Source organism: Streptomyces sp. NPDC014861 (assembly GCF_043081625.1).
Taxonomy (GTDB): Bacteria; Actinomycetota; Actinomycetes; order Streptomycetales; family Streptomycetaceae; genus Streptomyces.
Genome location: NZ_JBIBWV010000005.1, coordinates 433931 through 446120 on the forward strand (window position 1 = coordinate 433931; position 12190 = coordinate 446120).

Annotated in this window: 10 protein-coding genes; 9 read left to right on the top strand and 1 reads right to left on the bottom strand. The window is 75.1% G+C overall.

Annotated features, from left to right (window positions below):
* Positions 1 to 196: 196 nt before the first annotated feature.
* Positions 197 to 1780 carry an MDR family MFS transporter gene (locus ACF1BN_RS14050; RefSeq protein WP_392331920.1) on the top strand — a complete coding sequence of 528 codons (1584 nt, stop codon included), beginning with the start codon at positions 197 to 199 and terminating at the stop codon, positions 1778 to 1780.
* Positions 1781 to 1930: 150 nt separating this feature from the next.
* Here ACF1BN_RS14050 and ACF1BN_RS14055 read toward each other — a convergent pair whose 3' ends face one another.
* Positions 1931 to 3130, bottom strand: a complete 1200-nt coding sequence (locus ACF1BN_RS14055; RefSeq protein ID WP_392331846.1) for a hypothetical protein — start codon at positions 3128 to 3130, stop codon at positions 1931 to 1933.
* A gap of 82 nt (positions 3131 to 3212) precedes the next feature.
* On the opposite strand from ACF1BN_RS14055, the gene ACF1BN_RS14060 reads away from it, so the two are divergent.
* The 8 genes from ACF1BN_RS14060 (at position 3213) to ACF1BN_RS14095 (ending at position 12004) form a co-directional block, all read left to right on the top strand.
* Positions 3213 to 4190: an ABC transporter substrate-binding protein gene (locus ACF1BN_RS14060; RefSeq protein WP_392331847.1), complete on the top strand. Its 978-nt coding sequence runs from the start codon at positions 3213 to 3215 to the stop codon at positions 4188 to 4190.
* 125 nt (positions 4191 to 4315) lie between these two features.
* Complete coding sequence (locus tag ACF1BN_RS14065) at positions 4316 to 5593, top strand: FecCD family ABC transporter permease (protein WP_392331921.1); 1278 nt, start codon at positions 4316 to 4318, stop codon at positions 5591 to 5593.
* Positions 5590 to 6597, top strand: a complete 1008-nt coding sequence (locus ACF1BN_RS14070) for a FecCD family ABC transporter permease (protein WP_392331848.1) — start codon at positions 5590 to 5592, stop codon at positions 6595 to 6597. The genes ACF1BN_RS14065 and ACF1BN_RS14070 overlap by 4 nt, the downstream gene beginning before the upstream one ends.
* A 46-nt stretch (positions 6598 to 6643) precedes the next feature.
* Positions 6644 to 7465 carry an ABC transporter ATP-binding protein gene (locus ACF1BN_RS14075; RefSeq protein WP_392331922.1) on the top strand — a complete coding sequence of 274 codons (822 nt, stop codon included), beginning with the start codon at positions 6644 to 6646 and terminating at the stop codon, positions 7463 to 7465.
* A 58-nt stretch (positions 7466 to 7523) separates the two neighbouring features.
* Positions 7524 to 7661 (top strand): streptamidine family RiPP, encoded by a 138-nt coding sequence (gene amiA, locus ACF1BN_RS14080; RefSeq protein ID WP_392331849.1) that lies wholly within the window; start codon positions 7524 to 7526, stop codon positions 7659 to 7661.
* 145 nt (positions 7662 to 7806) lie between these two features.
* Positions 7807 to 8715, top strand: coding sequence for a hypothetical protein (locus ACF1BN_RS14085; RefSeq protein ID WP_392331850.1), 909 nt, complete (start codon positions 7807 to 7809; stop codon positions 8713 to 8715).
* The gene (locus tag ACF1BN_RS14090; protein ID WP_392331851.1) at positions 8712 to 10628 is read left to right on the top strand and encodes a CocE/NonD family hydrolase; all 1917 of its coding nucleotides are present in this window, start codon (positions 8712 to 8714) and stop codon (positions 10626 to 10628) included. The genes ACF1BN_RS14085 and ACF1BN_RS14090 overlap by 4 nt, the downstream gene beginning before the upstream one ends.
* Positions 10625 to 12004 carry a YcaO-like family protein gene (locus ACF1BN_RS14095; RefSeq protein WP_392331852.1) on the top strand — a complete coding sequence of 460 codons (1380 nt, stop codon included), beginning with the start codon at positions 10625 to 10627 and terminating at the stop codon, positions 12002 to 12004. The genes ACF1BN_RS14090 and ACF1BN_RS14095 overlap by 4 nt, the downstream gene beginning before the upstream one ends.
* Positions 12005 to 12190 lie beyond the last annotated feature (186 nt).

The following is a 12190-nucleotide window of genomic DNA, read 5'->3' on the forward strand; positions in this document are numbered from 1 at the left end:
GCCGGCCCGCCTCTGCCCGGGCCCGCGCCCACTCCGCCCGGCACCCTCCTCCGCCCGGCGCCCCCGGGGCCCGTACCGCCGTCAGGGCCGTGCCTCCCATGAACTTCCACGAACCCCCGCGATCCACGAAACACTGAGAAGAGAAGCTGTGAAATCACCAGCCACGGCGCCGGCCGAGGCGTCCCCGGCCACCGCGATGTCGGACCGGCAGATACTCCAGGCCATGTCCGGCCTGATGGCGGGCATGTTCGTCTCCATCCTCGCCGGCACGGTGGTCGCCAACGCGCTGCCCCGGATCATGGCGGACCTCCAGGCCACCCAGTCCGCCTACACCTGGGTCGTCACCGCCGAACTGCTCGCCATGACGGCCACGGTGCCGCTGTGGGGCAAGCTCGCCGACCTCTACAACCAGAAGCTCCTCCTCCAGATCTCCCTGGGCCTGTTCGTGGTCGGCTCGCTGCTGGCCGGCTTCTCCCAGGAAGTCGGACTGCTCATCTTCAGCCGTGTCGCCCAGGGCATCGGGGCCGGCGGTCTGACCGCCCTCGCGCAGGTCGTGATGGCGGCGATCATCCCGCCGCGCAGGCTCGGCAAGTACGCCGGCATCTTCGGAGCCGTCTTCGCCGTCGGCACCGTCGCCGGCCCGCTCATCGGCGGCGTCCTCGTGGACACCTCCTGGCTGGGCTGGCGCTGGTGCTTCTTCATCGGCGTCCCCTTCGCCCTCCTCGCCATCGTGCTGCTCCAGCGGACCCTGAAGCTGCCCGACCTGCGGCGCGAGGCGAAGATCGACTACCTGGGCGCCTTCCTGATCGTCGCCGGCGTCAGCGCGCTCCTCATCTGGGTGTCGCTGGCGGGCAACAGCTTCGACTGGGCCTCCTGGCAGACCGCCGCCCTGACCGGCGGCGGACTGGTGCTGCTCGTCGCGGCGGTCTTCGTCGAGTCCCGGGTGCCGGAGCCGATCATCCCGCTCGGCATCTTCCGCAACCGCACCGTCTCGCTCACCACCGTCGCCAGCCTCTTCGTCGGCCTGGCGATGTTCGGCGGCACCGTCTTCCTCTCGCAGTACTTCCAGATCTCCCTCGGGAAGTCCCCGACGGTCGCGGGCCTGATGAGCCTGCCGATGATCCTCGGCCTCCTGGTGTCCTCCACGGTGGCCGGGCAGATCATCAGCAGGACCGGCCGCTGGAAGGCGTACCTGGTGGCCGGCGGCGTCACGATGACGGCCGGCCTCGGGCTCCTCTCCACGATCGACTCCGAGACCCACTTCGGCCTGACCAGCCTCTACATGGCCGTCATGGGCGTCGGTGTCGGCATGCTGATGCAGAACCTGGTCCTGGCCGCGCAGAACGACGTGCCGGCCACCGAACTCGGTGCCGCCACCTCCGTCCTCTCCTTCTTCCGCAGCCTCGGCGGCACCATCGGCACCAGCGTGCTCGGTGCGATCCTGGCCAACCGCGTCGCCGCGGAGATGAGCGAGGGCCTCGCGGACGCCGGCGTGCCCGCCGGCGGAGGAGCGGCCGGGCACGGCGGCGCGATGCCGGACATGGCGGCCCTCCCGGCGCCGATCCGCGAGATCGTCGAGCACGCCTACGGCGTCGCCACCGGCGAACTCTTCCTCATCGCGACCCCCTTCGCCGCGCTCGCGCTGCTCTGCGTCCTCTTCGTCAAGGAGAAGCCGCTGAAGACCACCAGCGGCATGCAGCGCCTCGCCGAGGAAGCCGGCGACGCCGACGGGACCGGTACCGGCGGCCCGTCCCGTACGGCCGCCGACGCTCCGGCCTAGTCGCCGCCGGAGCGGCCCGCGCGACACGATCGGCCTCCCTCGCCCTCCGGGGCGAGGAGGCCGATTTGGTGTCTCGCGCCGGGGCCGGGGCCGGGGCCTGTGCGGGAACCGGTCCCGGCGCAGATCGCGCTGATACTGCCCCGCGTCCCCTCAGCGGCCCACCGGGTCGCCGTCGGCGCCGTCGTCCCGGCAGACGAGCATCACGTGGCCGCCGTGGTGCAGGGGCGTGTCCAGGCGCGGCCGGCTCGCCTCCTGGCCCGACTCCGCGTCGATCAGGTGCACTTCGCCGCGGCCGCCGCGCGTCACGGCCACCCAGTCCGAGCCCGGGGAGGCGGCGACGGCGCGGCGTTCGACTCCCTCCCAGGGGGTGCCGCCGCGTCGCGGCGCGCCGTCCATGCGGGCGAGGGGGACGCGGCGGACGGTGAAGTCGGCGTCCAGGAGCACCAGTTCGTCGCCGTCGGGATGGACACGGCTGAAGGCGGTGGAGTGGTGGGCGAGAGCCAGCCGGAAGACCAGGCCGGGGCCGAGGTCGGCGCCGAGCGTGCGGCCCGTGTCCAGCTCGTGGCACCATGCGTGGTTCGACCACTCCGGCCACCGCAGCGGATCCGGGGCGCCGCCGCGCAGGGTGGACCACAGGGCCCGCCGCCGGGTGTCGAGGCGGAGGTACCAGCCCCGCGCCGGTGACCCCCACGGGATCACCGCCTCGGCCACGAGCCGGTCGCCCTTCCTCCGGGCCGTGTGCACCCCCGCGCCCGTGGCCGCGAACACCCTCCCGGAGCCGGGGTCCTGCGCGTCGCCGTGCCCGTCGTCCGGCAGCGGCAGGAGCGCGTGGGGCGTGACGGCGGGGCAGCCCGGCGGAGCCGCCAGAAGCTCCTCGAACCGGTGGACGGCGAGCGCGCCCGGCTCCCTGTGCCGCAGGACGACGATCGGTTCGTCCCCGCCCAGCACCGTCACGCCCGGCTCGCCGACGCGGGTGCGGACCCGGGCAGTCTCGCCGGTGGCCAGGTCGACGACCGTCAGGAGGTCCGACCACGGCTCCGCGTTCCCGCCCAGACCGGTCGTGACGGCGAGGAGGCGGCCGGACGGATCGCAGGCCAGGTGCTCGGCCGGTGCGGCGACCGGGACCGCGCGCTCCACGAGCCGGTCGCCGAACGGGTCGAGGACCAGGAGCTCCCCCCGGCGGTCGTCGACGCAGGCCACCCTCCCTCCCGGGAGCGCCAGGAACCCGGCGTGCTCGGAGAGGTGGCGGCCGGTGAGGCGTCCCGTGACGGTGCCGTCCGGGACGGCCAGCGCGTACACGGAGCCGGCCACGTGGTCGGAGACGAGCAGGGTGGCGGGGGGTGTGCGCATGGAGCCTCCAGAGGTTTGGTGAAAATGATTATCATGTATGTTCGGTGCGTTCCAGACCCCGAATGAGGAAGCGAGGGCGTCCATGTCGCACGCACCGTCGAGATTCGTCCGCAGTTGGCTCACCGTCGCCGTGGCGGGTTCCGTCCTGGTCGGCTGCGGCGCGTCCCCGGGCGAGCCCGCTGATGCCGAGGCCGAGCCGAAGCCCAGGACGGAGGTCACCGTCGCACCCATCGAGGCGGCGACGGAGATCACCGACGCGAAGGGCGTCACGGTCTCCCTGAAGAAGCAACCGCAGCGCATCGTCTGCCTGTTCGCGCTCTGCGACGACATCCTGACCGAACTCGGCATCGTGCCCGCCGCCACCAACAGCGCGCTGCTCGCCCACCCCGACTTCCTCGGGGAGCGCGAGGCCGGCGAGGTCCCCGTCGTCCCCGGCGGCTTCATCGCCCCCGAGGTGGAGGCGATCCTCGCCCACAAGCCCGACCTCGTGATCGGCCTCGGCGACACCCACGGCAAACTCGCCCCCGCCCTGAAGGGCGCCACCACCTTCTGGGCCATGCAGCCCGAGAGTTGGGAGGACAGTGTCGGCTACCTCCGCGACACCGCCGCACTCACCGGCCGCACCGCGCGGGGGGAGAAGGCCGAACGGGCCTTCCGCGCCAAGCTCGCCGAGGCGGAGCGGGCCCCGAGCGACAGGACCGCGCTGATCATCTACGGCAGCGACGAGAACTTCGGCGTCGCGACCCCGGACGGCGACGTGACCGCCGGACTCTTCCCCAAGATCGCCGACTACCCGTGGAAGTCCCGCGGAGTCGAGGGCAGTTACAGCCTCGAAGAGATCCTCGCCAAGGACGTCGACGTCCTGTTCGTCGAGACGATGAGCTTCGGCGGCGGAGACGGCAAGCTCTCGGAGAAGCTGGCCGAGAACCCGCTCTGGAGCAAGATCCCCGCGGTGCGCAACGGCGCCGTCCACGAGGTGAACGCGGAGGTGTGGGCCAAGGGGCGCGGTACCCGCTCGATGGGCATCGTCCTCGACGAGGCCACGGCCGCGCTGCGGTGAGGACCACGTCCGCATCCGATCCGGCTCCCGGCGGCGGGCCGGTGCCGGACGCCTCCGCCACCGCCGGTCCGCCGGGCGGCGACCGGCGGCCCCGGCCCCGTACCCGGCTGCTCCAGCCCCTCCTGGTGGCCGCGTCGCTGATCGTCGCCTCGCTCTGTGCGCTGTGCCTCGGCACTCCTGCCGTGGCGCCGCACCGGCTCGCCGAAGCGTTGTCGGACGGGGACACGACACTCGCCGGCATCGTCGTCACCGAACTCCGCGTCCCACGCCTGCTGTTGGCGCTCGTCGCCGGAGCCTGTCTCGGTGCGGCCGGGCTCGTGCTCCAGGAGGCGCTCCGCAACCCGCTGGCGGTACCGGAGATGCTGGGCGTCTCCTCCGGAGCGGCGCTCGGCGTCGCGGCCCCCCTGGTCCTCGCCCTGTCGCTGCCCGCCGCGGTCCAGCCCCTGCTGGCCCTCGGCGGGGCCGCGCTCGGCGGCGGACTGACCCTGCTCGCAGCCGGGCTGGGGCGCAGCCCGTCCGCGGTGCTGCTCACCGGAGCCGCCGTCGCGGCGGCCCTCCAGGCCGCGCTGCTCGTCCTGATGGTGATGGCCGACCAGCTCGACCTCCAGCTCATCTACCGCTACCTGCTGGGGTCGCTCTCCGCCCGGACCTGGGACGACATCACGGGCCTGTGGCCGTGGCTGCTGGTCGCGGTCCCCGCGCTCGTGCTCTGCGCGCCGGTACTGTCGGTCCTGCGCCTCGGCGACGAGGACGCCGAGGCGCTGGGCGTGCGCGTCCGGCGGGCCCGGCTGGCCGCGCTGGCCGTGGCCGTCGTGCTGATCGCACCGGTCACGGCCGTCTGCGGCCCCGTCGCCTGGGTGGGCTTCCTCGCCCCGCACCTGTCCCGGTGGTTCAACCCCGGCTCGGGGGCCGTGCGTTGGCTGCCCTGGTCGGCCGCGTGGGGTGCGGTCGTCGTGGCGGTCGCCGACGTCCCCGCCCGACTGGCGCTGGCACCCGTGGAGACCCCGGCCGGCGCCTGGACGGCCCTGCTGGGTGTCCCGGTCGGGGTCGCCCTGATGCGATCGGGCGGCACTCGCGGCCGGGTCGGTGCTCGGGTCGGTGACCGGGCCGGTGTTCGGATCGGTGCTCGGGCCGGTGCTCGGATCGGTGGCCGGGTCGGTCGGCGTGGCGGCGGTGCCGGTGCCGGTGCCGGTGGCTGGGTCGGTCGGAGTGGTGGTGGTCCCGGTGGCCGGGTCGACGGGCGAGGCGACGGTGCCGGTGGCCGGACCGGCCGGAGCGGCGCGGCGTCTGTGGCGTCCGGCCCGGGCCGGACGGGCGGGGGGCCGGTGCATCCCGGCTTGCCCGCCGCACGCGAACCCCTCCCACCGGCCGGGGAGAAGTCCGGGACGGAGGAGGTCCGGTGAGCCGGCGGTTCGCGGTCCTGGGCGTCCTGGTCGTGGTCTGCGCGGGCGCGGAGCTGGTGGCCGGGCGCGGCATGTCCCCGAGCGCCGTCTGGGACGTGCTCGGCGGTGGCGGTGACGCCACGGAACGGCACATCCTCTGGCAGCTGCGCCTGCCGAGGGCGCTGGTGGCACTCGGGGCGGGGGCCTCCCTCGCCGTGGCCGGGCTCGTCCTCCAGTCCGCGCTGCGCAACCCGCTGGCCGGCCCCGAGGTGACGGGGGTGACCCCGGGGGCCGTGCTCGGGGCCGTCACCGCGACGGCCCTGGGCCTCGCCGGATGGGACGCGCCGCTGGCCGTGGTGCTCGCCGCGTGCGCGGGCGGATGCGCCGGAGCCCTGCTGCTGCGGCTGCTTTCCGGCCGCGCGAGCGGCGACCCCGCCCGTACCGCCGTCCACGGGGTCCTGGTGTCGGCCGTCCTCGGAGGACTCACCGCCATGGTGCTGCTCGTGGCACCGGGCGAACTCGGCAGCGTCGTCCAGTGGCTGGTCGGCACCACGGAGGGGCGGGTCTGGGAGCACTGGCACCTGCTCTGGCCGTGGGCACTGCTCTGGGGCACCGCGGCCTGGCTGCTCGCCGGGCCGCTGACCCTGCTGCGCTGCGGCGACGACATCGCCCTGGCCGCGGGGCTCTCGGCACCGCGTGCCCGGACCCTGGCCCTGTCGTGCGCGGTGGCCCTGACGGCGGGAGCGGTCGCCGCCGTGGGAGCGCTGGGCTTCGTGGGACTGCTCGTCCCGCATCTGGCCGTCGCGGTCTTCGGCGCCGACCTGCGGGCGGGCCTTCCCGGCGCCGCCCTGCTGGGCGCGGTCGTCGTCTGCGGGGCGGACGCGGCGGCTCAGCTCCTCTCCCGGCTGCCGGTCGAGGCGCTGGGCGCCGGACGGCTGACGCTGCCGGTCGGGGCGCTCACGGCCTGCCTGGGCGCAGCGTTGCTGCTGGTCGTCGTGCGCCGGGCGCCCAGCGGTTCGTTCTGAGGTCCGCGTGGCGCGGAGGAGGGAGTACAGGAGGGTGAGCACGATCATGAGCGAGACCATGGGCATACGCATCGAGGGTGTCCACCACGGCTATCCGGAGCGGCCCGTGCTGCGGGGTGTCGACCTGACCGTGCGGCCGGGTGAACTGACCGCCCTCATCGGCCTCAACGGCTGCGGCAAGTCCACGCTGCTGCGGCTGGCCGCCGGGCTGCTGCGCCCGGACCGGGGGCGCGTCCTGCTCGGCGGTGACGACCTGGCCGGACTCTCCCGGCGCGCCACGGCCGCGCGCGTGGCGCTGCTGCACCAGTCGGCGCCCGCGGTACCGGGCATGACGGTCCGTCATCTGGTGCGTCAGGGGCGGTACGCGGCGCGCGGCCCGCTGGGCATGCTCCGCGAGGGTGACGATCCCGTCGTGACCCGGGCGCTGCGAGACGTCGGGGTGGAGGAGTGGGCCGACCGTGACGTGGACGCGCTCTCGGGCGGCGAGCGGCAGCGGGTGCGGCTCGCGATGGCGCTCGCCCAGGACACCCGCGTCCTGCTGCTCGACGAGCCGACCACGTATCTGGACCTCCACCATCAGCTCGACGTGCTGCGGACGGTGGTGCGCCTGCGTGAGGAGCGCGGGCTGACGGTGGTCATGGTGCTCCACGACCTGGCCCACGCCGCACGGTTCGCCGAACGCGTCGTCGCCCTGCGCGCGGGCCGCGTGGTCGCCGACGGGGCGCCGAAGGAGGTCGTCACGCCGGGCCTGCTGGCGGACGTGCTGAGGGTGGCCGGCCGGGTCGGCACGGACCCCGAGGGCGGCTGGCCGGTGTGTTACCCAGATCACCCTCTGCCCGAGCTAGAAAATGAAAATCATTTCAATTAGTGTTCCGGTTGTGGCGCTCGACCGAACGCCGCATCTCCCTTACGAACAAGGAGAGTTCATGAGCAACGAGCAGATCTTCGCCCCGATCGCCGACCCGGGTCAGCTGGCCCACGCCTCGGCCACCCACTCCAACGCCCTCGTGGAGAACCCCTTCGAGGACGGCGCCGAGGGCACCGTCGAGGGCGCCGAGAAGTAGGACCGAGGGCCTCGGCCCTCGACCGTGGGCCCGCCCGTTGCCTTACGGGCGGGCCCACGCCTGTTCCCCTTGCCCCCCTTCCGTTGTCTTCCCTTCCCTTCCGTTCCCTTCCGTTCTCTTCCGCTCGCCATGTCAGGAGATCGTCGTGTCCCGCAGCCGGCTCGTCCCCGGTGTCGAAGTCGTCGCCGTACCCGGGCGGGGCCTCGCCGTCCGCACCTCCGACGGGGAGTTCCTGAGTGTCAGGACACCCGGGGGAGCGGACGAGGACGTGACGCTCCCCCTGTGCTCCCTGCTCTCCGGTGCCGGTGCCGGTGCCGGAGTCGGAGTCGGTACAGCCGTCCCGCCGGACGAGGAACTGACCCGTGTGGTCCGGGCGTTCGAGGAAGCCGGCTATCTGGCCGACGAACCGCCGCCGCCCTCCGCCTGGCCCGCCGACCGCCGGGACATCCGGCTCCTCGGCACCCCGGCCGTCACCCGACCGCTCGCCGAGCAGCTGGCCGCGCTGGGCGCCGAGCCCCGGACCACGCCGGTGACGGCCCCGGAGGCGTCGCCGACCTCTGTGTCCCCGTACGCGATCGAGGAGTTGCTGGACGGCGACCCGGCCGCCGTCGTGTGGTGCCTCGACGGACCCGTACCCGAGGGACTGTGGGACGCCGCCGACCGGCTGCCCGAGCGGGGGACCGCCTGGCTGCGGTGCCACCGCGAGGGCTGGCAGGCGTACGTCGAACCCCTCGCCGCCGCCCCCGGGGACGTCACCTCAGCCCACGTGCGGGCCCGCCGGCTCGCCGCCACCCCCGCCCACCGCGAACTGGCCGCCTACTGGAGCGGACCCCGCACGGCGGGCGCCCCGGTCCGCCTCACCGTCCCCGCCGCCGCGCTCCTCGCGGCCCTGCTCGCCGACGACCTCGCCCAGTGGGCGACCGGGGCCCCCGGAACGGCCGGGATCCCGGCCCGGCGGCGACTGCGGCAGGTGGACCTGCGGACCCTGACCGTCACCGAACACCCCGTCCTGCCGGTGCCCCCCGTGGCCACGACGCCGGGGAAGGACGGATGAGCTCCTTGGACGAGGAGGCCGCGCCCGCGCACGCGGTCGTCGCGGGCTGCCTCGCCACGGACGTGAGCCTCCCGGAAGGCGCCGGCCCCTTCCCCGCCGTCCTGCTCCGCACCCCGTACGACCGTCGCCGGCACCGGGCCGAAGCGCGCGGCTGGAACCGCCACGGCTTCGCCGCCGTGGTGCAGGACGTCAGGGGACGGTTCGCCTCGGCGGGGGAGTGGCGACCGTACGAGAACGAGACGGCCGACGGGGCGGCGACCGCGCGATGGATCCGGCGCCAGCCGTGGAGCGACGGCCGGTACGTCGCCCTCGGCGCCTCCTACGCCGCCCACTGCGCCCTCGTCCTCGCCCTCGAAGCGCCCCGGGACGAGCCGGACGCCCGGCCCGACGCGGTCATCGCCGCCGTACCCGCGCTGGGCGCGGCCGAGACCGCGCGCGAACCCACCGGCGCGGAACGGCTGCTGACGCGCGCCGGATGGTGGGCCGCCCACGGTGACCGGCACGACTCCGACGAGCGGGCGCTGGCCGAGGCCCTCGCCGCCGACCCCGCCCTGCTCACCCACCTGCCCCTCGTCCGACTCCCCGAACGGCTGGGCCGGAGTCTGCCCTCCTGGGCCGGCCTCTGGCAGCACCGGCAGCGGGGCCGGCTCATCTCCCTCGCGCCCCGTGCCACCGTGCCCCTGCTCGCGGTCGGCGGCCACCACGACCACTTCACCGAAGACACCGTCGCACTGTGGCGCACCTGGGGCGGCCCCTCGGCCCGCCTGCTGCTCGGCCCGTGGCGCCACGGCCTCGTCTCCATGCCGGGACCCGACGCCGGCCCCGCCCACCGGGTGGCCCTCGGCGACCTGTACGCGCGCTGGGCCCACCGCGCCCTGGCCGGCGCCCTCGCCCCCGGCCGGCACGGCGCGGTGGCACTGGGGGGCGCCGACCTGTGGCTGCCCGCGACGGCCGGAGCCGCCGGAGGGGGAGGTGGGCCGGAAGGGATGGGAGGCGCCGACACCCGTGGCGTCGCAGCAGGCACGCAGCCCTCCGAAGCGGGGACGGGAGGCGCCGGCGGCATCGCGGGGGTACCGCGCACGCGGCCCTTCGGCGCAGGGGCGGGAGGCGTCGACGGCTTCCCGGGCGTACCGCGCACGCAGCCCTCCGAAGCGGGGACGGGAGACGCCGGCGGCTTCGCGGGGGTGCCGAGCACGCAGCGCTTCGACGAAGAGGCGGGAGGCGTCGGTGGCTTCGCGGGGGTACCGCGCACGCGGCCCCGCGAAGGAGAGGCGAAGGGCGCCGACGCCTTCGCGGGCGTACCCCGCACGCAGCCCCTGCGGCTGCTCGCCGGAGCCCGCTTCACCGCCGACCCCGACCGTCCGGTCCGCTCCGACGACCTCACCGTGCCCACCGGGGGAGCACCCGACCGCTGCCTACTGGCGGGCACCCCTCTGGCGCGCCCGCTCGACGCCGTCGGGCCCGTACGCGTACGCCTGCGGGGCACAGCCGACACACCGGCCGCGGACTGGGCCGTCCGCCTCGTCGCCCTCACCCCCGAAGGGAAGGGCGAGCGGCTGGCGGTCGGCGTCCTGCGCCGCTCCCGCCCGGCGGACGGCGAGTTCACCGTCGAGCTCGGCCGGCTCGCGCGCCGGCTGCCGGCCGGCACACGGCTGCGACTGGAGATCGCCGGACACCACTTCCCGGCCCACGCCCGCAACCCCCACACCGGGGAGGACCCGGTCACCGCGGTCCGCCTGCTCCCCTCCCGGCGGGAGGTCGACCCGGCGAGCGTGACGCTCACCCTGACCGTCCTCCCGACCACCTCTGGAACCGCCTCCACCACCCCCGGAGCCGCTTCCACCACCCCCGGACCCGCCACCACCACCCCCACCGACCCACCCGTCGACCCCCTCAAGGAGATCCTGCGATGACGCCGCTGCCGCTGGAAGCACTCGTCGACCCCGTCTGCGGCATCGTCCGCGAAGTCGAGCCCGTCGACCACCCCGTGGGCGCCCCGCCCCGCTACACCGCCTTCACCGCCGAGGTGTCCGACGCCCGCAGACTGGGCCTGTGGCCCGCCGACCGGGTCTCCCTCGGCACCACCTTCGGCGACCCCGAGCAGGCCCGGATCGCCGCGATAGCCGAGGGGGTGGAACGGTACTGCGGCAACCGCGTGCCCCCGCCCGGCCACCCCGACGCCCCCCTCCGCGCCACCGCCGCCGAACTCGCAGAGAAGGGCCTGCGGCTCTACGGCCCCGACGACCTGCCCGCCTACGCGCCCTGGCAGTACGGCCGGGACACGTTCCCGTACCGCCCTTTCACCGCCGACACGCCGTCCCTGTGGACGCGCGGCACCGAGCGGCTGCCCGGCGGACGTACGACCGAGGTCTGGGCGCCCGTCGCCCTCACCCACCTCAACTGGCGCCAGGGCGAGCTGCGCGAGCTGCCCCGCACCCACCACCTCAACTACGCGGGCATCGCCACCGGGCAGGGCTTCGACGACGCCGTCGAGCGCGGCCTCCTGGAGACGGTCGAACGCGACGCCCTCGAACTCTGGTGGCACCTCGACGGACCCGCCCGCGGCATCGACCCGGCCAGCGTCCCCGGCCTGGCGGCCGACCTCGCCGGATCCGGACTCGGCGTCCATCTCGTCGAGATGCCCTCCGAGTTCGCCCCGTGCATGGCCGCGCTCGTCCACGACCCGACCCTCGGCCTGTACGCGGCCGGGTTCGCCTGCAAGTACGACCCCGCCGAGGCGGCCCGCAAGGCCGTCCTCGAAGCGGTCCACACCTGGGTCTTCACCCAGGGGCTCACCGGCCCGGACGGCTGGGTCTTCCAGGCCGTCGACGCGGGCCTGCTCGCCCGCGGGCTCTACCTCGAACACCGTGCCGACGGGCGCTACCTGGACGCGTGCGGCGAGCAATTCGAGCACGTACGGGACCTGGGAGCGCACGTCCAGGTCTGGCTCGACGAACGGATGGCCGCCGAGGCGCGGCGCTTCACCGCCCCCGCCCACGGGACCGTGCCGATCGACGCGGTCGAGCCCGGCAGCCGGGAGCGACTGGAGCACGCGCTCCGGGCGGGCGGCCACCGCCTCATGACCTTCGACCTGACCACCGAGGACGTGGCCGAGACCCCCTTGCGCGTCGCCCGCGTCCTCGTCTCCGGCCTCCTCCCCAACGCCCCGGCCGCCTTCGGCTACTTCGGCTGCCCGCGGCTCGCCCGGGCCGCCGTGGACAGGGGCTGGCGCACGACGGCCCCGGGCGCCCCCGAGGACTTCACGCTGGCGCCCCCGCCCCACATGTGAGGACCGCGATGGAGAACGAGAACGCCGACGGCACCCGCCCCGGGGGCGCGGGGACCGGCCCAGGGGACGTACGGCACGGCCGAGGGGGCGCGGGGACCGGCTCATGGGATGCACGGCAGGGCTCAGGTGATACGGGGCACGGCCCAGGGGACCGGCAGGACGGTACCGCGCAGCTACGCGGCGACC

Coding starts and splice junctions, on each gene's coding strand:
- ACF1BN_RS14050 (WP_392331920.1), top strand. CDS start 197: ATGTCGGACCGGCAGATACTCCAGGCCATGTCCGGCCTGATGGCGGGC.
- ACF1BN_RS14055 (WP_392331846.1), bottom strand. CDS start 3,130: ATGCGCACACCCCCCGCCACCCTGCTCGTCTCCGACCACGTGGCCGGC.
- ACF1BN_RS14060 (WP_392331847.1), top strand. CDS start 3,213: ATGTCGCACGCACCGTCGAGATTCGTCCGCAGTTGGCTCACCGTCGCC.
- ACF1BN_RS14075 (WP_392331922.1), top strand. CDS start 6,644: ATGAGCGAGACCATGGGCATACGCATCGAGGGTGTCCACCACGGCTAT.
- amiA (WP_392331849.1), top strand. CDS start 7,524: ATGAGCAACGAGCAGATCTTCGCCCCGATCGCCGACCCGGGTCAGCTG.
- ACF1BN_RS14090 (WP_392331851.1), top strand. CDS start 8,712: ATGAGCTCCTTGGACGAGGAGGCCGCGCCCGCGCACGCGGTCGTCGCG.
- ACF1BN_RS14095 (WP_392331852.1), top strand. CDS start 10,625: ATGACGCCGCTGCCGCTGGAAGCACTCGTCGACCCCGTCTGCGGCATC.